The organism is Pseudomonas sp. LBUM1662, from assembly GCF_059695915.1.
The window spans coordinates 2395575-2415170 of the sequence record NZ_CP166793.1 but is presented as its reverse complement, the minus strand read 5'-3'; the positions used below and the strand labels follow the sequence as shown (position 1 = coordinate 2415170).

At 61.5% G+C, this 19596-nt stretch carries 18 protein-coding genes and 1 pseudogene; 7 read left to right on the top strand and 12 right to left on the bottom strand.

Annotated features, from left to right (window positions below; genetic code table 11):
- Nucleotides 1-2: 2 nt before the first annotated feature.
- The 7 genes from ACA049_RS10920 to ACA049_RS10890 all read right to left on the bottom strand — a co-directional run bounded on the left by ACA049_RS10920 (nt 3) and on the right by ACA049_RS10890 (nt 6450).
- Nucleotides 3-965 (bottom strand): Csu type fimbrial protein, encoded by a 963-nt coding sequence (locus ACA049_RS10920; protein ID WP_497335310.1) that lies wholly within the window; start codon nt 963-965, stop codon nt 3-5.
- Complete coding sequence (locus ACA049_RS10915) at nt 962-3319, bottom strand: fimbria/pilus outer membrane usher protein (RefSeq protein WP_497335308.1); 2358 nt, start codon at nt 3317-3319, stop codon at nt 962-964. Before ACA049_RS10915 ends, ACA049_RS10920 begins: the two co-directional genes overlap by 4 nt.
- A 200-nt stretch (nt 3320-3519) precedes the next feature.
- Complete coding sequence (locus tag ACA049_RS10910) at nt 3520-4308, bottom strand: fimbrial biogenesis chaperone (protein ID WP_497335306.1); 789 nt, start codon at nt 4306-4308, stop codon at nt 3520-3522.
- Nucleotides 4309-4336: 28 nt separating this feature from the next.
- Entirely contained in the window at nt 4337-4840 is a 504-nt protein-coding gene (locus ACA049_RS10905) for a Csu type fimbrial protein (protein ID WP_497335304.1), read from the bottom strand.
- A 4-nt stretch (nt 4841-4844) separates the two neighbouring features.
- Nucleotides 4845-5381 (bottom strand): Csu type fimbrial protein, encoded by a 537-nt coding sequence (locus ACA049_RS10900; RefSeq protein WP_497335302.1) that lies wholly within the window; start codon nt 5379-5381, stop codon nt 4845-4847.
- A gap of 20 nt (nt 5382-5401) precedes the next feature.
- Nucleotides 5402-5935: a Csu type fimbrial protein gene (locus tag ACA049_RS10895; protein ID WP_497335300.1), complete on the bottom strand. Its 534-nt coding sequence runs from the start codon at nt 5933-5935 to the stop codon at nt 5402-5404.
- Between the two features lie 17 nt (nt 5936-5952).
- Nucleotides 5953-6450, bottom strand: coding sequence for a Csu type fimbrial protein (locus ACA049_RS10890; RefSeq protein WP_497336817.1), 498 nt, complete (start codon nt 6448-6450; stop codon nt 5953-5955).
- Nucleotides 6451-6757: 307 nt separating this feature from the next.
- Between ACA049_RS10890 and zapE the strand changes: the two genes are divergently transcribed.
- Together zapE and ACA049_RS10880 are read left to right on the top strand one after the other, a co-directional pair.
- Nucleotides 6758-7882, top strand: a complete 1125-nt coding sequence (zapE, locus tag ACA049_RS10885) for a cell division protein ZapE (protein WP_497335298.1) — start codon at nt 6758-6760, stop codon at nt 7880-7882.
- Nucleotides 7883-8084: 202 nt separating this feature from the next.
- Nucleotides 8085-9398 (top strand): leucine-rich repeat-containing protein kinase family protein, encoded by a 1314-nt coding sequence (locus ACA049_RS10880; protein WP_497335296.1) that lies wholly within the window; start codon nt 8085-8087, stop codon nt 9396-9398.
- Between the two features lie 147 nt (nt 9399-9545).
- On the opposite strand, the gene ACA049_RS10875 is transcribed toward ACA049_RS10880, so the two are convergent.
- Entirely contained in the window at nt 9546-10253 is a 708-nt protein-coding gene (locus ACA049_RS10875; RefSeq protein ID WP_497335294.1) for a YebC/PmpR family DNA-binding transcriptional regulator, read from the bottom strand.
- Nucleotides 10254-10486: 233 nt separating this feature from the next.
- Here ACA049_RS10875 and ACA049_RS10870 point away from each other — a divergent pair, with 233 nt between their 5' ends.
- Nucleotides 10487-11815: a type VI secretion system Vgr family protein gene (locus ACA049_RS10870; RefSeq protein ID WP_497335292.1), complete on the top strand. Its 1329-nt coding sequence runs from the start codon at nt 10487-10489 to the stop codon at nt 11813-11815.
- Here the strand turns inward: ACA049_RS10870 and ACA049_RS10865 are convergent.
- Together ACA049_RS10865 and ACA049_RS10860 are read right to left on the bottom strand one after the other, a co-directional pair.
- Nucleotides 11816-11890: pseudogene (locus ACA049_RS10865) on the bottom strand (hypothetical protein); the annotation flags it as partial.
- Between the two features lie 83 nt (nt 11891-11973).
- Nucleotides 11974-13299 (bottom strand): MFS transporter, encoded by a 1326-nt coding sequence (locus tag ACA049_RS10860; RefSeq protein ID WP_497335290.1) that lies wholly within the window; start codon nt 13297-13299, stop codon nt 11974-11976.
- Nucleotides 13300-13567: 268 nt separating this feature from the next.
- Here ACA049_RS10860 and ACA049_RS10855 point away from each other — a divergent pair, with 268 nt between their 5' ends.
- Entirely contained in the window at nt 13568-14440 is an 873-nt protein-coding gene (locus ACA049_RS10855) for a LysR family transcriptional regulator (RefSeq protein WP_497335288.1), read from the top strand.
- 221 nt (nt 14441-14661) lie between these two features.
- On the opposite strand, the gene ACA049_RS10850 is transcribed toward ACA049_RS10855, so the two are convergent.
- Nucleotides 14662-15525, bottom strand: coding sequence for a LysR substrate-binding domain-containing protein (locus ACA049_RS10850; RefSeq protein ID WP_497335286.1), 864 nt, complete (start codon nt 15523-15525; stop codon nt 14662-14664).
- A gap of 115 nt (nt 15526-15640) precedes the next feature.
- Here ACA049_RS10850 and ACA049_RS10845 point away from each other — a divergent pair, with 115 nt between their 5' ends.
- The 3 genes from ACA049_RS10845 (at nt 15641) to ACA049_RS10835 (ending at nt 18539) form a co-directional block, all read left to right on the top strand.
- The gene (locus ACA049_RS10845; protein WP_497335284.1) at nt 15641-16750 is read left to right on the top strand and encodes a 2-aminoethylphosphonate--pyruvate transaminase; all 1110 of its coding nucleotides are present in this window, start codon (nt 15641-15643) and stop codon (nt 16748-16750) included.
- 126 nt (nt 16751-16876) lie between these two features.
- A complete protein-coding gene (phnX, locus tag ACA049_RS10840) occupies nt 16877-17704 on the top strand; it encodes a phosphonoacetaldehyde hydrolase (RefSeq protein ID WP_497335282.1) in 828 nt (275 codons plus the stop codon).
- 286 nt (nt 17705-17990) lie between these two features.
- Nucleotides 17991-18539, top strand: a complete 549-nt coding sequence (locus ACA049_RS10835) for a cytochrome b (protein ID WP_497335280.1) — start codon at nt 17991-17993, stop codon at nt 18537-18539.
- Between the two features lie 7 nt (nt 18540-18546).
- Here ACA049_RS10835 and ACA049_RS10830 read toward each other — a convergent pair whose 3' ends face one another.
- Entirely contained in the window at nt 18547-19464 is a 918-nt protein-coding gene (locus ACA049_RS10830) for a 1-aminocyclopropane-1-carboxylate deaminase/D-cysteine desulfhydrase (RefSeq protein ID WP_497335278.1), read from the bottom strand.
- Nucleotides 19465-19596 lie beyond the last annotated feature (132 nt).

Below are 19596 nucleotides of genomic sequence, written 5' to 3'. Positions count from 1 at the left end.
GGTTAGAACCCGACATCAAGGATCACATTGTCCAGATAGGTCCCGGCCGGCGGTGTGGTCTGGTCGGTGTAGATTTTTGCGTTGTAGTTAAACACCTGGCTGCCCGTGCCCAAGCCATTACCAGGGTTCACCTCCGCGTCGGAACTGGCCCGGCGCGCGCTGCCGATATTGCCCCAGCGGGTAGTGCCGGCACTTTTGAAGATGTCGTAGGCCAGGTAATTGGCGCCGGAGATCATCTGTCTACGCCCGCCAATACCGGCCGCATGCTGGCCGTCGTCCAGCCCCACGGTATAGGCGCTGCCCTTGGTGCAGGCCAGGTTGATGGTCTGACCGGTGACAGCCGTGAAGGCGCTGACCACCGGCGCACTGCCGAAACTGATGTTCGGCGCGGTGATGGTGCAGTCGTTGGCCACGGTCATGTTGACGGTTACCGTCGCCGTGCCATTGCCGATGTCGCGCCCCAGGCAGATGCTGCCGGCACCGATGCCCGCGCAATAATTCCAGTTCCAGAAAATACTCAGGGTCTCGCTATAGACGCCCGCTGCCACGTTGCTGCCGATGGTCGTGCGCAAATAAACGGGCGCGGTTTTCGGTATCACGCTGCCCAGCAGACCGAGCGCATCGATGATGCCATTGCGGGCGAAATCGAATGCCACGGCCCGGTTGATCGGATAGCTGGTGCTGTTGTCGGCATACAACGTATAGCCGATAACGTCCCCGGTCGGCCCGAGCAAGCCGGATTGAGTCGACGAGACAGTGGCGTAGAAGTGGTCATTATTGGTCAGCAAAGACAGCAGTGAACCGCTGCAACTCAACCCCGCATTGGGGGTGGAACTGTTTTGAGCCGTGGTGCGCACCGCAATCGAACTCAGGGAACCGAACCCCGCCGCTGTGGTGCTGACCACCGAGCACAGCGCCCAGGCGCCACCCGGCAGCCACAGCGCCAACAACATCAGCCATTTCATTGGCACACCAACGGACCGATCAATGGAATCTGTTCCTGATTCAAGTCCACGGCGAACTGCACCTGGCAGGTCGTTCCATCCGCCAGGGTCACCCGCAAGCTATTTTGCTTTTGGAGGTTTTCCAGGTACACCAGACCGTCCCAACCGACCACGGTTTGTGCGCCGCTCTGCTCGTGCGCAACATTGCTGCCCAAGGGCAATTCCTGTTGCTGCGCATTCACCAGCACGATGCTCGCAGCGATCACCTTGGTGAGCGGAAACTGCAGCAGATAACCGCTGCCCCGGCGTACCGCGATCCGCTGCTCGACATTGGGGCTGCGCACGTTGGCCGGCAGGTTCAGCGGATCGATCTCGTATTTGCCGCGGTAATAGGCGCTGCTCCACGGCACCAGCAAGTGGCCGTTGCGATCCGTCTGGCCGACCTGCTGGTTTTCGTAACGCACGGGAATGCCTGCGTAGCCCTCGGTGCTGACCACCACAAACGCGTCGTCGATCCGGTTGGCCGCGAACACCTGACGGTCCATCCAGACCAGCGAACCGCTGGCATCGGCCCAACGGGTTTCAGCGTCGCTGTTGCCGTAGACACCCGCCTGCAACTGCACCGATTGCAGGCGCCAGGTCAGGTCGGCCTGACGATAATCCGGGCCGTCGCCATGGGCGTAACCGAGGTTGAAGCCCACCCCGCCTTCGGTGGGAACCGCACGGCTGTAATTGACTCGCTGCTGGTTTTGTCCAGTCTTGCTGCGCTCGTTGCTGATGGCCAGGCTGCCGCGCAGATCGAACGGAATCACCAGCTGCGCCTGCACCGCCCAGTTGCTGTCACCGATTTCGCGGTTGGCCGACAGGTAGAAACTGCTGTTGCGCCACAAGGGTTTGCTCCAGGTCAGGTTGAGCAGCCGGGTGCGCGAATCATCCGCCGCACGCACGTCGAAATAACCGACGCCGAGGCTGCCCCAGGTGTCGAGGTTGATACTCAGCGTCGCTTGTTCGCTGCGTGTGCTCAGGGTGGTGTAAGGGCTGTCGATTACGGTCAGGTCGGCGTACTGGTCGCGACGTTGCAGGCGTTGCCAGGAGAAGCTGTAGCGCTGACTGCTGTACTGATAACCGAGGCTCAGTTGCTGACCGCTTTCGCCGTCGAAACGGCTTTGGCTGAGCGCGGTATTAAGCACCCCGAAATTGCCCAGCCGCAGGTTGCCGCCCACGCCACCGAGGCTCAGGGAGTCCGAGGCTTCGGCATGGCTTTCCAGGGTGAGGTTATCGCTCAAGCCGTAACGCAGGCTGCCGGACGTGACACCGGGGCCGTAGCTGAAATCGCGAATCCCGTAGTCCCGGCGCAAGGTGCCCGCCGCCACGGAAAAATCGCTCAGGCCTTCTTGCAGCAAGCTGCTGGTAACGTAGAACGGCACGGTGGTTGAGACCTGTCGGCCCAACGCATCCGTCGTCACCACCACCGCTTCACCGGCACCGTTGATGAACGGGATATTGGTCAGTGTGTAGGGCCCGGGTTGCAGTTCGGCGCTGCTGGATTTGTAGCCGTTGATGAACAGGTCCACCGAGGACGGCACTGCCGCTTCACCGGCAAATTGCGGTAACGGATAGGTCACCAGGTCCGGGCGTACGCCGAAGTCGCGGGACACCTGCACGCCGCCAAGCCGCACCGAGCTGCTCCAGGGCAAGGCGCCGCTGACCAGGTCGCCGGCCTCATAGGTCAGCAATCGCTCGTCATCGGAGTATCGCCAGGTGGTGTCGTAGCGCAGATAACCATTGCTCAGCGTACTCACCGCCTCCCCCGACAATGTGCGGCGATACTGCCCGGTGTTGGACAGCGTGCCCCAGCTGTCGAACAGCCGCACTTCGTTCCACGCCGCGAGGTAGGTGCCGGCATCATCGGTGTCGTTGAGGTACAGGTCGTAGTTGAGCAAGGCGCCGAAACTGCTCAGCGCTGGCGTTCGCGGATAGGCCTGGCGGTTACCGACGAACTGCTCCGGTAACCAGTCCGGTGGCACCTCCAGCAGCAACCGTTGAGCGCCGCTGTCGTACTCACTGTGCAAGCCCTTGAGGCTGTCGAGGTCGACTTCGGGGCCGGTGTTTTCAGGCAGCTTGATGCCGCTGTCCTTCAACGCGCTCGCGGGCAGAAAGAAGCGTCCGCCGCGCTGCTCCACCGCCACGACTCGTCCGGTATTCATCTGATTGACCACCAATTCCAGAAACAACTGTGCATCGGCCACAGCCTCCATGCCGCTGGGCGGGGGCGGCAGGTCACCGGCCCCGGCTTGAGGGGCGAACACCAGCCAGTACACGCAGCTCACTGCCCACAACGGCCGCTGGAAACTGCGAGCCAGGCGTTGGCTCATTCGCGCATTAGGTCCGTCTATGGACAGATCCCTCCTTGTCACCACTCACACAACCCCTGTAGCAGCTGGCGAAGCCTGCGTTCGGCTGCGCAGCAGTCGCTTGATCAGGCACCGCGGTGCATCAACAAAACCGTGTGCACAGGTTTCACGACTGCTTCGCAGCCGAACGCAGCCTTCGGCAGCTGCTACAGGGGATGTGATTAACGTGCCGGGGTGATGCTCTGGACCTGCGGCGCGCCATTGACCCGCACCTGCAACGCCGGATTGGCGGCCATCGTTCCCGGTGCCGGCCAGCGCATGATTGCGCCGGGCAGCACGTAACCCAGCAGGCCTTCCACCAACGGTTGGGTCTGACTGCCTTGCTTGAGCGCCACATCGGTCAGTCGTGCATGCACCGCGCCCTGATTGCGCACCTCGACATAGGGCCGACCGTCCACCGCCACCGTGCGCCAGCTCAGATCCGGCAAGCCGACACCTTTGGGATCACGTTGGCGGGTGGTGTCTTCCTTGCTCCACAGCCCGGCGCCATAGGCGAACAGCGGCACCGAATAACGCATCTGAAAACGAATCGCCGCAGCGGTCTTGCCGTCTTCGGAAGCCGGGGTTTTAGCCGAGGGAATTTCATCGATGATGATGCGGTAAGCCAGTTCCTGCCCCGGCGGAATCTCCCGGGTGCGGGTCAGGCGCACGAGTTGTTTCTGACCGGGTTCAATCTTCGCCACGGGCGGGCTGCCGATGACATCGCGCTGATTCTGATACTGATCGTTGAAGCCGCTCTGGCTCCAGGCGAACACCCGGATCTGCAGGTTGGCGGTCTCATTGCCGCGGTTTTCCAGCCACAAGGCACTGGCCTGTTGATCGGCCTCCAGCACCGGGTCGATCGGCCAGATCAGCACCGAACTGGCCGCCTGCACCTTGACTGCCCCCAGTAACATCATCACCAACACCGCACAACGCATGACGCAATGCCGCTGCGAAGGTGAACTCATAGGCCTGCTCCTTATTCAAAACGACGCGTTACCACGACACCTGCACTTGCAGCACATCGCTGTACGTCCCCCCAGGCTGATTGCCTGGTAATTGCACCCGTCCATAAATCGGCAGGCTGATGTTATTGGCATCGGTGTAAGCCACGGCGACACTCTGGCCGATCCCCAGGCTCTGGCTGAACGCCGCATCGCGAAACAGCTGATACGCCACGCGGTTACTGCCGGTGGTGAGCTGCATATGCCGCCCGCTGTTGTTGTATTGGCCGCCATCGACACTCATGTTCATCGTCACCCCCGGTGTGCATTGCAATTGCACACCAGCACTCAACGCCACCTGCACGGTGCTGGTGGCCAGGGCTGACTGACTGCCGAAGTTGAGGCTGCCGTAATTCGATACGCCACCCACCACCAGGCACCCGGCGGTGATCGTGGCGCTGACCTGAAAACTCTGGCTGGTCACCGCCGCCAGCGGCAACGGAACGCTCCCCGCACACAGCAGGAGCAGCGCCGCACAGCCGTGCTTTTGGGTCATCGCGCTAGAACGTCAGTTCGACGGCAACGGTGTCGGTGTAGGTGCCGGCCGGCAGCCCGGCCTTGCCCACGGCTTTACCGTAGAGGTTCACGGTCTGCGCCACGCCGGTGCTGGTCGCGAGGTTGATCACCCCGTCGATGGCCAGAATCTGCGAATGCCCGGAGTCGGTGTACAAGTCATACGGCACGTAGTTGCCACTGCCATCGGCCAGTGCCCGCGTACCGCCGGTAGACAGTCCGTCATGGGCGCCCGCCCGGACCTTCACCGCCGGCGTGGTGCCGCTGGAACAGAGGATCGACAACGCCCCGCCCCCGCCGCCCAGCACTTGCGCATTGGCCGTGGTGAACAGGCTGTTTTCGGTGCCGAAATTCAACGCACCGAAGTTCAAGCCGCTGGAACCGCCGGCACCGTTGACCTGACAACTGTTGGTCAGAATCAGGCTGGACGTGATCTGGCCGGTGACCGTGGTCGCGGCATGGGCACTGGACGCCAGCGTCAGGCCGAGCAATGACAAACCTATCCTTGATACAAGCATGTTCATGGTGTCCGTCCTCTACGGGGTTACCAATCCAGCGTCACCGTCAGGGTGTCGGTATAGACGCCGGTCGGTAGCGCACGGGTATTCGCCACCACCGAGCCAAATACCGGGATCGGTATCCGGGCCCCGCTGGTGACAGCGAAATTGTGTTGTTGGCCGATGCTGTAGCGCTGGTTTCCGGACGCATCGAGGAACAATTGATAAGGGATGGTCTGGCTGCCATTGCTCAGGCGTCGGGTCGTGCCGTCGCCATGGGCGCCGCCATCGATGGTGACGGTGAACCCGGTGACCGACGGATTGCACGCGACGTTCAGCGTGCCGTTACCGTTATCGTCCAGTCTGGCGTTGATCGGACGATTCCAGGTCGGACCTTGCTGGCCGAAATCAAGCATGCCGGAGTCGCCGGCAGCACTGCCGGGGTCGGCGTCGTTGGTGACTTCGCACCCGGAGGTAATGGTCAGCCGCGCATGAATCTGCCCGCTGACTGCGGCTTGCGCGTCTTCGGCCAGCAGAACCAGCAAGCTCGCGGCGATCACCGTCCAGTGCCTGTTTTTCATGGCGCCCCCACTCCTCGTTACCAGGTGACCGTCACTTTCACCACGTCTGAATAGCGGCTGACCCGGGGAATCTCCGCCAGCCGTTCGATACGGGCAAACAAGGGCAAATCCACTGAGCCGGAATCCGGCACGCGGCCACTCACCGGGACATTCACCGCCAGCGGGATCAGCCGCGCCGGGTCCTGGTAGAGCCGATAAGGGATGGGTTTGCTGCCGGCGGAACCCGCCATGTAACGCACGTCACCGACGCCACCGTGCAGGCCGCCATCGACGCGTAATTGATAAGGGGTGTCGGGGTTGCATTCGAGCCGTGGCAGTCGCTCATTCATCAGCGCCGCGCCCAGGGGGCCGGCCGGGTCATCCAGCCGCGCGGTACTGCCGAAGTCGAGTACGCCCAGTTGCTCGATTCCTGCGCGGTGTTGCTGCCCGATCACCTGACAACCACGCTGCACGTCGATGCGCACATCGACCTGAAGTTCGGCGGCGAACACTTGCGCGCTGAGCGCCACACCCATAATTGCCAACACCTGAATTCCTTTCACGGCCCCATTCCTTGTGTGGGGTGGCTACTAGACATCAGGGTAGCAATGGACCCGAATTTCGCCAGCCGATGATCGTCAATGCCTCCTGCGACGGGCGTTTTTTACCGGGATTTGGCTGGAAAACACCGGTATAACGGGTTAAAAATCTATACAACCCGCAGAGTTTTGTTGAGATATGGCCGTCATTCATCGACAGCACTGGCAGGCAAATTCAGCCTTTGGTTACACTACGCCGCCGCAGCTCGGGCAGCCTGCCTGACGATTACGGGGTGACCTCACAGTGGCTGTTCGACCGCCCAACCGTTCGCGACTCACACCGCGCTGGCCCTCGCTTCGCCGCTTGTTCGGCAAGGTATCGGCTGCGCCAGCCAGTGCGTCCGGTCGAGTGATCCACGACTACTTCCGCCACAAGGCCCACGCCCAGGGTTACACCCTCAGCCACAGCCAGCAGCGCGTGATCGACCGCATGGCGCAGCACGCCACTGTCCTGCTCGGCCCATCAGCAAAAACACTGCCTGGCCTCTATCTGCATGGTGCGGTCGGTTGCGGCAAGAGCTGGCTGCTCGACGGCTTTTTCCAGGCCATCCCGATCCCGGCAAAACAGCGCCTGCACTTCCATCAGTTCTTTGCCCGGCTGCACCAGGGCATGTTCACTCACCGTGATCAGCCCGATGCGCTGGCGGTCACCCTCGATGAGCTGCTCAGCGACTGCCGCGTGTTGTGTTTCGACGAGTTCCACGTCCACGACATCGGCGATGCAATGCTCATCACGCGGCTGTTCAAGGCGTTGTTCCAACGGGGCATTCTGCTGCTGGTGACCTCCAATTATCCGCCGGAAGGTTTACTGCCCAACCCGCTCTACCACGCGCGATTCAAACCGGTGATCGACCTGATCCATGCGCGCATGCAGGTCATGGAAGTCGGCGAGCCCCATGACTACCGCAGCCAGATGAAAACGCACGCGCATCAGGTGTTTACTCAGGGGCGGTACGTCTGGCCGGGCACCGTGGCGCAACGTCTGGCGTTGAACCTGCCCGAACGTGGCACTCCGGCCCAGCAGCTACCGGTCGGTGCACGGCACCTTCAAGCGCGACGCTGCGAAGGACGCACCATCGGTTTTACCTTCGACGACCTGTGCGAACACCCCACCGCGGTCATGGATTACCTGGAGCTGTGCCGGCGCTTCGATTATTGGATCATCGACGATCTGCCCAACCTGGCAGCGTGTTCGATGGCGGCGCAGCAGCGTTTCATCAACTTGATCGACGTTTTGTACGATCAGGACAAGCACCTGACGTTGCTCGGTGAGCAGCCGTTGCGCGAAAGCCTGGGGGGCGATGCGATTGACTTTGCGCGTACGCGGAGTCGGTTGGGGCAGTTGGTGGAAGTAAAGGGAGTGGTCTGATCAAAGGTCCTCGGTGTGGCAGCCGGCCTCTTCGCGAGCAAGCCCGCTCCCACATGAGTCCGCGTCCGCCCAGGCAACTCGGTCACCTGTGGGAGCGGGCTTGCTCGCGAAGGCGGCCTCACAGGCAACCCACCTTTCCCGCTATCATGTCGCCCATTTCCAGGGCCCCGCGCCCTCCTCTCGATCAATAGCGAACCCGCCCATGGATACCCTCGCCCAACTGCGCGCCGGTCAACTGACAGGCATCACCCGTCTGGACCTGGCCTGCGGCCTGACCGAATTTCCACGCGAAATCTTCGACCTGGCGGACTCGCTGGAAGTGCTCAACCTCAGCGGCAACGCCTTGAGTCGCCTGCCGGACGACCTGCATCGCCTGACCCGTTTGCGCGTGCTGTTTTGCTCGGACAACCAGTTCACCGAACTGCCCGCGTGCCTCGGCCAATGCGCCGCGCTGACGATGATCGGTTTCAAGGCCAATGCCATCGAAACGGTCCCCGCCGCTGCACTGCCGCCGCTGTTGCGCTGGCTGATCCTGACCGATAACCGCCTGCGTGAACTGCCCGCCGAGCTGGGTCGTCGCCCACACCTGCAAAAACTCATGCTCGCCGGCAATCGCTTGCACGGCCTGCCCGATAGCCTGAGCCACTGCCATCAACTCGAACTGATCCGCATCGCGGCCAATCAGTTGACCGAACTGCCCGAGTGGCTACTGACCCTGCCGAGCCTGACCTGGCTGGCCTACGCCGGGAACCCGCTGGAAACCGAAGCCGATGCGGCGGCCCTCGATGCCACGGCGAGCATCCCATGGTCCGAACTGCGCCTGGAGCAACAACTGGGCGAAGGCGCTTCGGGGGTGATTCATCGGGCCACGTGGCAACGACCAGGCCCACCGGCCACGCAGGTCGCGGTCAAACTCTACAAAGGTGAAATGACCAGCGATGGTTCACCGCTGCACGAAATGAACGCCTGCATCACCGCCGGCATTCATCCCAATCTGATCCGGGTCGAAGGCCGCATCGTCGGGCATCCCGAACAGCAGGCCGGGCTGGTGATGCAACTGATCGACCCGAGCTACCGCAATCTCGCCGGGCTGCCGAGCCTGGCGTCCTGCACCCGTGACGTCTATGCCGATGCCACCCGATTCAGTGCTGACGTGGCGCTGCGCATGGCCCGCGGCATCGCCTCGGTGGCCGCGCATTTACACCGCCAGGGCATCACCCATGGCGATCTCTACGGCCACAATATTTTGTACAACGAGCACGGTGAGTGCCTGTTGGGCGACTTTGGCGCGGCGTCTTTCCATGCGACGTCCGACAGCTTTGAGAGCCGAGCGCTGCAACGCATTGAGGTGCGGGCGTTTGGGGTGTTGCTGGGGGAATTGCTGGAGCGGATCGACTCGGGGCTGAGTGATGACGGGCGTGTGCGGCTGGAGGAATTGCAACGGCGTTGCTGTCAGCCGCAGGTGCTGGCGCGGCCGGGGTTCAGTGAGATTTTGGGATTGCTTGATATCCGGTGACCGCTGCGCGGTCATTCGCGAGCAAGCCCGCTCCCACAATAAATCTATGTCGGTCACAAATTATGTGTACGACACAAAACCAATGTGGGAGCGGGCTTGCTCGCGAAGACGGCCTGTCAGACAACAAAGCCGTCAATATTGGAATGCTTAGCCGGCCAAACCAACAAACATATCCTGCACATCATCATGGTTATCGAGGCCTTCCAGGAACGCCTCGACTTCAGCCATCTGCTCATCGGTCAAACCGCTCACCGGGTTTTTCGGCTGATAACCCAGCTTGGCCGCCAACACGGTAAAACCTTGCTCAGGCAGCGCTTTCTGAACGGCGTCCAGGTCACCAGGCTCGGTCAGGAACAGGGTCGTGCCCTCTTCTTCTCCGGGCTCGAAATCCTGGGCACCGGCTTCGATCGCGGCCATTTCCGGATCGGCGTCAGGGCTGTCCGGGGACGCTTCAATCATGCCCACATGGTTGAAGTCCCACGCCACCGAACCGGAAGCACCCAATTGGCCCTTGCGGAAGGCCACGCGGATTTCCGCGACGGTGCGATTGATGTTGTCGGTCACGCATTCAACGATCAACGGCACCTGGTGCGGGGCGAAACCTTCGTAGGTCACGCGATGGTATTGCACGGTTTCGCCCAACAGGCCCGCGCCTTTCTTGATCGCGCGATCCAGGGTTTCCTTGGGCATCGAGGCTTTCTTGGCCTGCTCGACCACCAGGCGCAGGTGAGCGTTGGTGGCAGTATCGGCGCCGTTACGCGCAGCAATGGTGATTTCTTTCACCAGTTTGCCGAAGATCTTGCCCTTGGCGTTAGATGCCGCTTCTTTGTGTTTAACCTTCCACTGTGCGCCCATTACTCACTCTCTTGATCTGTGGCGCCGAGACATCTATTGGCCGACGCATGGCGCCAAGTTTATACGGCCTAAAGTTGGCAATCGACCAAAAATTCCACCCGGCCAAGCGGCATGACCAATCGACTTCTTCACCAGCGCTTGTAGGGCGATTCTGAAAAGGCGATTTGCGGTGACTATAAAGGGCCGTGGTTTCGTACCCTCTGCGCCCATATTCCATGGCAGAAGCGCGTTCGATGCACAACGACAAGGAAAGTCCCTACACCCTGACCCTCCTGGACAGTGAATTGAGTCTGCAAGTGTTGCAGTTCAGTGGCCGCGAAAGTCTCAACCAGCCCTATCGTTTCGAGATCGATGTGATCGGCCTGGCACCGGCCATGAACCTCGAGCGCTTGCTGCAGCAACCGGCGTTCCTGAGCCTGGGGGGTATAACCGGCATTCACGGCATCTTGCACACCGTCAGTCGCGAGTATCGTGGCCCGCACCGAATCGGCTACAACCTGGTGCTGGTGCCCTGGCTTCAACAACTGGACCGGCACCCTTGCCGTCGGGTCTTTCATCAACTCGACGTGCCCGCCCTCCTGCGCCAGTTGCTCACCGAAAACGCGATCCCCGAACACAGCTACCGTTTTGAACTGCCGAACGGGCGCTATCCGGTGCGACCGTTTTGCATTCAGTTTGAGGAGACCGACCTGGCGTTCCTGCAACGGCTCTGCGAAGAGGAAGGCATCCACTATCACTTCGAACATCAGCGCGACGGCCATGTGCTGGTGCTGGCGGAGGACAGCCTGAGCTTTCCCCAGGAACCGCTGTTGATGCCGTTTTACGACGAATCACCTCATCGCACCCACGCACCGGCGATCAGTGAGTTGTTCCAGCGTCACGCCTCGCCCCCGCTTGCCACGCACCCCGTCCCGCAACAGCTCGACCGCGAACAGCTCAGCCGGCGAATACTGGAACGTTTGCGCTGCCGGCATCGACAGATACAGGGGCACAGCAACCACAGTAATTTGCGCAGTGGATGCATCGTGCAAGTGTCGGAACATCCCATCGCGAACTTCAACGACCAGTGGCTACTCACCGACATCCAGCATCAGGGCCAACAGCCGTCGATACTCGCCGAGGACACCTTCGACATGACCCGGCGTTACAGCAACCAATTCAGCGCCATCCCGTGGTCAACGGTGTTCCGCCCCGCGCTGACACAGGCCAGACCGAGCATTGCGGGCTATCAGCCGGCGCGAGTGCTGGGTCCTGCCGGGCAACCGGCGGTGCTGGATGCACAGGGGCGGATAGAGGTTCGGTTGTGGCCCGCCGAGCAGGTCGATGACGATCAATCCACCGGCCTGTGGCTACCCGTAGCGCTCGCAGCGGCGGACGGTCGGATTGATCCGTCGAGGCTGCCGCTCGCCGGGACCGAGGTGCTGATCAGTTTTCTCGACAGCGACCCGGATCGTCCGGTGCTGTGCACGGCGGCGAGCCACCCGCCAGCACCTCGACTCGCTCGCCAGCCACGCAGCGATGGCCGTCTGCTGCTCGATTGGCTGGTCAACCGCCAGGACTGATCAGCCCTTGTCAGCCTTGCCTGCCGCCGCCGCGAACCTGGCCAGACGCACATCCAGATGCCGCGGCCGGCGCCCTGTTACGAACCAAAGGTTCGCACGGCACGCAGGATTCGGCCTCCAGCGCCTGTTCCAGCCAGAAAGGTCTCATCGGTTTTGCCTCAGGTACGCAGGGGTTTTACGGTCATTGCCTGGTTGGGCACGAAAGCGCTGTTGATCAGCAGGCCAGCCGGACGGCTGTTCCAATGGGGGATCAGCACCAGGGCGGAGAACAGCGCGCAGCCGGCGAAGACGATGAACACGGTGACCGAGTCGAAGTAGCCCGGCAGCAAGCCGCCGAGAATCGCCCCGACCGAGCCGCAACCGTTGACGAACCCGGCGGCCGTGGCGCCCGCCTTGGCGGTGCCGAAATCAATCGCCGCCGCGCCGCTGATCATCGAGTCCGGTCCGTACAGAGTCAGGCCCATGACGAACAGCAGCGCCACCACCAACAACACGCTGCCGGTGTGCAGGGCGCCCATGAACAAGGCCAGGGAAACAGTCAGTGCCAACAGACTGATCACGCAGGCTGGCATGCGCCGGGCGCCGAACAGTTTGTCCGAGGCCAGACCGAGCAGGATTGGCCCCAGCAGCCCGGCCAGTTCGAAGGCAGTCGGAATGATCGCCGCGCCGACCTTGCCCACCGAGGGCATCTGCTCGAAGACGATCACCGGCCCCCAGAGCAGAATCGCGTAGCGCGCCGGTTTCAACAGAAAGTACGCCAGGCCCAGGATCAGCACCGTACGGTTGCGCAGGATTTCCCTTAACGGCTCCAGCACGCTGATCTTGCTTTGCGCGTAAGCCTCTTCCGTTGTCAGCTCCGGCTCCGGTTCCACCGCTGGCAAGCCAACGTCTTCCGGTTTGTTGCGTTGGAAAATAAAAAACAGCACGGCGACCAGCCCAACCACCGCCGCACTGGAAATGAACGCCGCGTGCCAGCTGCCGATGAGCGTATACGCCCACCAACCGGCAAATGGCGAAGCCACCAAGCCGCCAAAGGCGTAGCAGGAACTCCACAGCCCCAGCACCCTTCCGCGCTGCTGGGCCGGGAAAAAACTGCCCATGTTCTTGCACAGCCCCGACCATCCGGTGGACTGCGCCTGGCCTTGAATCAGCATGCAGGTGGCGAAAATCGGTAACGTCGCGAAGTTGCCCATCACCAGGGCGGCCGCCGCAGAAATCAGCAACCCGCCGAGCACCACGACCCGCGGGCCGAAGCGGTCGGCGAGGATGCCCCAAGTGAATTGACCGAAGGCGTAGGCGGTCAGGTAGAGAGCGTCGAGGTTGGCCATGGCCATTTTGTCGAGCATGAAGGTGGGGTCTTCGGCGATCCCCAGTTTGGCCACGGAAAAGGCTTTGCGGGTGAAGTAGAAAGCGGCGTAGGCGAGCCAGGTGATCGCGAAAATCTGCACACGCCAGCGCTTGATGGTGCCGATGGAATTGTTCATTTTGGTTCCGACCTCAGGGTGAGAGTGTGCCGGCAGAAATTGAGAAATAACGCCTGTTTTTTTATTGTTGAGCACTTCGATACCGCTGTTTCCCTGAGGCGATACCAGTCAGATGAGGCCCGCCATTGCACGCACAGGCTCATGGCCGCCGATGAGGTTCGACTGACCAGTCACCAGGGCTGAGGTTGATAAAAACAATTACTGATTAATAAGTGAAATCGACTTATCGTATTTCCAAAACAAGTTCAGCTTGTTACTGGAGGTTTCGATGTCGGTTTCCCACGCCCAGCTCAAAGCCTTCCACGCCGTGGCCGTCTACGGAAGCTTTACCAAAGCCGCCGAGCGGCTTTTTCTCACGCAACCAGCGATTTCCGACCAAGTGCGCAAGCTCGAAGAACGCTTCGGTGTGCTGCTGTTCCACCGCAACAAACGCTCTGTGCGCCTGACGGATCTGGGTGATCGGTTGTTGAGCATTACCCAGCGCTTGTTCGTCATCGAAGCCGAGGCGCAGGAGCTCTTGCATGACTCTCGGGCCTTGCAGACCGGCACCCTGATTCTCGCGGTGGATGCGCCGGTGCATGTGCTGCCGCAGATTGCGCGCTTCTGTGAACGCTACCCCGGCATCAGCGTGAAAATCGAAACCGGCAACACCGACGAATCACTGTTTCGCCTGTTCAACTATCAGGCTGACCTGGCGTTGCTCGGCCGGGAGGTGAGTGACGAGCGGCTGATCTCGCTGCCACTGCGCAACGACCCGATGGTGGCCTTCGTTTCACGCAATCATCCGTGGGCGGATCGCGAATCGATCTGCCTCGCGGATTTGCACGACACACCTCTGGTGCTGCGGGAAATCGGTTCGGTGACGCGCCAGACACTGGAAGAGGAAATGGCCGGGGCCGGGTTTTCCATTCGCCCGGCAATACAGGTTGAAGGTCGGGAAGCGGCGCGTGAGGCGGTGGTCGTGGGCATCGGCGTGGGCGTGGTGTCCGCTGCCGAGTTTGGCGCGGATTCGCGGGTGTGTGCATTGCCGATTACCGATTGCACACGACGCCTGACGGAGACGCTGGTGTGCTTGCGCGAGCAGAGTTCGCGGCGGGTGGTGGCGACGTTTCTGGAGATGGTTCGCGAGAGTCTTGTTTAGGCAGGTCCGGCCTCTTCGCGGGCAAGCCTCGCTCCTACAGGGATTTGTGCTTGCCGCAGATGTTGTGAACGACGCAAAACCTGTGGGAGAGTCTTGTGTAGGCAGGTCCGGCCCCTTCGCGGGCAAGCCTCGCTCCTACAGGGATTTGTGCTTGCCGCAGATGTTGTGAACGACGCAAAACCTGTGGGAGCGAGGCTTGCCCGCGAAGGCCGCACCTCGGTCTATCGGGCAGGCGCCAACTCAAAAAACGCCCGAATCAAACGCAAATCCCGCCGCCGCTCCATGCACCCGATCATGTGCCGGTTAACCAGCCCTTCACCCAGAATCGGCACCGCCGCCACCCGCGGGTCATGACTGACCTCCACCGACGACACCACGCCAACCCCCAACTCAGCCGCGACGGCCTCGGTCACCGCCTCGCGACTGTCCAGTTCCAGCAACACCCGAGGATTAACCGACGCCGCCGCGCAAGCCTCATCGAATGTCCGCCGGGTAATCGAACTCGGTTCACGCAACACCATGATCACCTGATCCAGCTCCTTGAGCTTCACGCCCTTGGACGCCTTGGCCCAGGGATGACTGTCAGGCACCAGCGCGCAAATCCGTGACTCGCTCAACGCTTGCAGATGCAGGCCTTTGCGCGGCTCCACCTCGGTCAATACCGCCACGTCGGCGTGCTCGGACAACAACGCCGCCAGCGTTTCCTGAGCATTGCCCAAACGCAGATTCACCGTGATCCCCGGATACCGCGCACGCAGGCTGGCGAGCATCGGCATCACCATGTGCGGCCCGTCCGCCGCCACCTCCAGGCGCCCGGTCAGCAACTGTCGATTCGCTTCCAGCAGCACTTGCGCTTCCTCGGCCAGGCCGAACATCGCCCGGGTGATGGCCGCCAATTTGGTGCCCTCCTCCGTCAGCTCAACGCGTCGCGCGGTGCGGCGCAGCAAGGTGATCTGGTAGTGTTCTTCCAGAGCCTTGATATGTCCGGTGACCGCCGGCTGGCTGATGAACAGCCGCTCGGCCGCGCGGGTGAAGCTGCCTTCGCGGGCCACGGCGTCGAACGCTCGAAGCTGGAACAGGTTCATGGATAACTCTCACTGATGGCTGGCATAACAACAAACAATTTGATTGATAGCACCTGAAATTGCAATTTATGTCCCGTAGCTTCATCCCACAGAGAGCTTTTGCGAGGACACAAGAATGAGCACTGCCCAGCCAATCCTGCTCACCCCCGGCCCACTGACCACATCGGCCCGCACCCGCCAGGCGATGATGGTCGACTGGGGTTCATGGGATGACCGCTTCAATCAACTGACCGCCAGCCTGTGCGAGCATTTGCTGGTGATCATCAACGGCGGCGACAGCCACCAATGCGTGCCCCTGCAAGGCAGCGGCACCTTCGCCGTCGAAGCGGCGATCGGCACCCTGGTGCCCCGCGACGGCAAAGTGCTGGTGCTGATCAACGGCGCCTACGGCAAACGCCTGGCGAAAATCTGCGAAGTGCTCGGCCGCCCGTTCAGCACCTTCGAAACCGCCGAAGACGAACCGACCACCGCCGCCGACGTCGACCGCCTGCTGCGCGCCGATACCAGCATTACCCACGTCGCGCTGATTCACTGCGAAACCAGCACCGGCATCCTCAACCCGCTGCCGGAAATCGCCCACGTCATCGCGCAACACGGCAAACGCCTGATCATCGACGCCATGAGCTCCTTCGGCGCCTTGCCGGTCGACGCTCAACAGGTGCCCTTCGATGCGCTGATCGCCGCCTCGGGCAAATGCCTGGAAGGCGTGCCGGGCATGGGTTTTGTCTTCGCTCGCAAAGACGCACTGGCCAACGCGGCCGGCAACTCTCACTCCCTGGCGATGGATTTGTACGACCAGCACACCTACATGGCCAAGACCGGCCAATGGCGCTTCACCCCGCCGACCCACGTGGTCGCCGCACTGCACGAAGCCCTGCTGCAATACAACGAAGAAGGCGGTTTGCCGGCCCGGCATCAGCGCTACGCCAACAATTGCCAGGTGCTGCTCGATGACATGGCCAAACTCGGCTTGCGCAGCTTCCTGCCCGCTGCGATCCAGGCGCCGATCATCGTCACGTTCCACGCGCCGAAAGACCCGCGCTACCAGTTCAAGGAATTCTACGAACGCGTCAAGGCCAAGGGTTTCATCCTCTACCCCGGCAAATTGACCCAGGTCGAGACCTTCCGCGTCGGTTGCATCGGACACGTCGACCAGGCCGAGATGCACGCGGCCGTGGCCGCGGTGGCCGAAGTGCTGCGCGAGATGGAAGTCCTCGAAATCTGAATGAGCAGACACCGCTGATCCTGTAGGAGCGAGGCTTGCCCGCGAATGCAGACGACGCTGTCCTTCAGGCACACCGAATTATCGTTCTTCGCGGGCAAGCCTCGCTCCTACAAAGGAATTCAAGACATGAACTACACCAACCCAACCAAACTCCAGGCCGCCATCCTCGACTGGGCCGGCACCGTGGTCGACTTCGGCTCGTTCGCACCGACGCAGATTTTTGTCGAAGCCTTCGCCGAGTTCGACGTCCAGGTCTCCATCGAAGAAGCCCGCGGGCCGATGGGCATGGGCAAGTGGGACCACATCCGCACCCTGTGCGATCAGCCTGAAGTTGCCGAGCGCTATCGCAAGGTGTTCGGCCGCACGCCGACCGACGATGACGTCACCGCCATCTACAAACGTTTCATGCCGCTGCAAATCGAGAAAATCGCCGAGCACTCGGCGCTGATTCCGGGCGCACTCGACACCATCGCCAACCTGCGTCAGCAAGGGATCAAGATCGGCTCCTGCTCCGGCTACCCGAAACAGGTCATGGACAAGGTGGTCGAACTGGCCGCCACCAACGGTTACGTCGCCGACCACGTGGTCGCCACCGACGAAGTGCCGAACGGCCGCCCATGGCCGGCTCAGGCCCTGGCCAACGTGATTGCACTGGGCATCGACGACGTCGCGGCCTGCGTGAAGATCGATGACACCGTGCCGGGCATTCTCGAAGGTCGCCGCGCCGGCATGTGGACCGTGGCGCTGATCTGCTCCGGTAACGCGCTGGGTCTGGATTACGAAGGCTTCCGCGCCCTTGGCAGCGACCAGCTCGACAGTGAACGCAAGCGCATCCACGCGATGTTCGAAGGCTCGCGGCCGCATTACATGATCGACACCATCACCGACTTGCCGCAAGTGATCGCCGACATCAACAAGCGTCTGGCCAAGGGCGAGATGCCGCAAAGCAGCTGATCCAAAGACGCACAGCCCCTGTGGGAGCTGTGTAGGAGCTGTCGAGTGCAACGAGGCTGCGATCTTTTGACTTTGATTTTTAAAGATCAAGATCAAGATCAAAAGATCGCAGCCTCGTTGCACTCGACAGCTCCTACACAGCTCCTACAGGGGGCGTGCGTTTTTCTGTCTATTACCTGAACCAGAGCATTCGGAGATCGATCACCTCAGGCAAACCCTGCGAAACGGATTACAGTTAGAGAACACCGTCGACCAAGAACGGTGGCCGACCTGTGAGGAACACCGTATGCCGTGGAAGAATTCCGACTCACGCTACAGCACCGTGTCGATCACGCTGCATTGGTTGATGCTGGTGTTGCTGGCGCTGGTTTACGCCTGTATCGAATTTCGCGGGGTCTTCCCCAAAGGCAGCGGTGGCCGGACGCTGATCACCGAATCGCATTTCATGCTCGGCTTGACGGTGTTCGTATTGGTTTGGCTGAGGCTGTTCGCACGCAGCCTGGGCCCCGCGCCGCAAATCTTCCCCGCCTCGCCGCACTGGCAAACCATGCTCGCCAGGTTGATGCACTGGGCGTTGTACATTTTCATGATTGCGATGCCGATTCTCGGGTGGTTGGTGACCAGCGCCAAGGGGCATCAGGTGATGTTTTATGGCTTTGATCTGCCGTTGCTCGTCTCGGAAGACAAGGCACTGGCCAGGCAAATCGAGGGCTGGCATGTGCTGGGCGGCACCATCGGCTATTGGCTGATCGGCCTGCATGCGGTGGCGGGGATTTATCACCACTATGTTGTGGGTGATAACACACTGCTGCGGATGATGCCCAAGCGTGGGTGAACGCCGCTCATTGAAACCCACGCCGGCCTTGCAAGCCGCCGGAGTGGATAAAGATCAGGCGCGTTCCCCTGGCGAATGCTCCAGCCTCGACGTGCTGCTTGAGCATCAACAGCGCTTTACCGGTGTACAGCGGTTCAAGTGGGATGCCGCTGGACAGTTCGGTCTGTTCGATGAAGTCGAGTAACTGCGGATCGACTTTGGCAAATCCACCGCGGCTGGCATCGAACAGCTCATAAGCTGAATGCTGCAAACCGGCCTCTTGCAGGATCGATTCAACCTGCTGCGCCACGCCATGATCGTCCGGCACTGCAAGCGCGCCATACACCGAATGTTCACCCGCCTCGGCCAGCGCCAGACCGGCCAGGGTCGTGCCCGTTCCGCAGGCCAGCCACCAACCGTCGTAATCGCTCCAGCCCAGGTTGCCCAGTTGCTCAAGGACCATTGCCTTCAACGGCATGCAGCCCCGCGCCCCCAGCAAACCACCACCCCCTTCGGGCACCGGATGCAGGTCGGGATATTGCGCCTGCCAGGGCAGCCAGAAACCTGGTTCATGCCGCGCGCGATACCCGCCATAACCCAGCCAGTGCAGCTGCATGCCGAACGCTTGCAAGTCCTTCACCGTCGGCGTTTCCTGCGGATGACCGCGCAGCAGGCCGACCGTTTTGAAATTGAAGCGTTTGCCGGCGGCGGCCAGTGCGTGCAGGTGATTGGAATGCGCACCGCCGAGGCTGATGATGCCGTGGGCACCGATCTGGTCAGCGGCTTTGAGGTGTTCGATGAGTTTGAACCACTTGTTGCCGCTGATCAGCGGATCGATCTGGTCGAGGCGCAGGATGGCGACTTCGACGTTGGCTGCGGTGAGCCAGTCGAGGTGCAGGGGTTGGAGCGGGGCTTGGGGTAGCCAGTTGTTGGGGGGGAGAAGCATCGATGCCGGCTCTGCGGTAAATAGCCGGCATCTTAGCAGCCTTGAGGATGCCTTCGCGGGCAAGCCGCGCTCCTACAGGTCCGCGTTGTTCACGAATTGTGTGACCGACGAAAAACCCCTGTGGGAGCGAGG

Coding starts and splice junctions, on each gene's coding strand:
- ACA049_RS10850 (WP_497335286.1), bottom strand. CDS start 15,525: ATGAACCTGTTCCAGCTTCGAGCGTTCGACGCCGTGGCCCGCGAAGGC.
- ACA049_RS10905 (WP_497335304.1), bottom strand. CDS start 4,840: ATGACCCAAAAGCACGGCTGTGCGGCGCTGCTCCTGCTGTGTGCGGGG.
- ACA049_RS10915 (WP_497335308.1), bottom strand. CDS start 3,319: ATGAGCCAACGCCTGGCTCGCAGTTTCCAGCGGCCGTTGTGGGCAGTG.
- ACA049_RS10910 (WP_497335306.1), bottom strand. CDS start 4,308: ATGAGTTCACCTTCGCAGCGGCATTGCGTCATGCGTTGTGCGGTGTTG.
- ACA049_RS10860 (WP_497335290.1), bottom strand. CDS start 13,299: ATGAACAATTCCATCGGCACCATCAAGCGCTGGCGTGTGCAGATTTTC.
- ACA049_RS10900 (WP_497335302.1), bottom strand. CDS start 5,381: ATGAACATGCTTGTATCAAGGATAGGTTTGTCATTGCTCGGCCTGACG.
- ACA049_RS10845 (WP_497335284.1), top strand. CDS start 15,641: ATGAGCACTGCCCAGCCAATCCTGCTCACCCCCGGCCCACTGACCACA.
- ACA049_RS10890 (WP_497336817.1), bottom strand. CDS start 6,450: ATGGGTGTGGCGCTCAGCGCGCAAGTGTTCGCCGCCGAACTTCAGGTC.
- ACA049_RS10880 (WP_497335296.1), top strand. CDS start 8,085: ATGGATACCCTCGCCCAACTGCGCGCCGGTCAACTGACAGGCATCACC.
- ACA049_RS10875 (WP_497335294.1), bottom strand. CDS start 10,253: ATGGGCGCACAGTGGAAGGTTAAACACAAAGAAGCGGCATCTAACGCC.
- ACA049_RS10835 (WP_497335280.1), top strand. CDS start 17,991: ATGCCGTGGAAGAATTCCGACTCACGCTACAGCACCGTGTCGATCACG.
- ACA049_RS10870 (WP_497335292.1), top strand. CDS start 10,487: ATGCACAACGACAAGGAAAGTCCCTACACCCTGACCCTCCTGGACAGT.
- ACA049_RS10830 (WP_497335278.1), bottom strand. CDS start 19,464: ATGCTTCTCCCCCCCAACAACTGGCTACCCCAAGCCCCGCTCCAACCC.
- ACA049_RS10895 (WP_497335300.1), bottom strand. CDS start 5,935: ATGAAAAACAGGCACTGGACGGTGATCGCCGCGAGCTTGCTGGTTCTG.
- phnX (WP_497335282.1), top strand. CDS start 16,877: ATGAACTACACCAACCCAACCAAACTCCAGGCCGCCATCCTCGACTGG.
- ACA049_RS10920 (WP_497335310.1), bottom strand. CDS start 965: ATGAAATGGCTGATGTTGTTGGCGCTGTGGCTGCCGGGTGGCGCCTGG.
- ACA049_RS10855 (WP_497335288.1), top strand. CDS start 13,568: ATGTCGGTTTCCCACGCCCAGCTCAAAGCCTTCCACGCCGTGGCCGTC.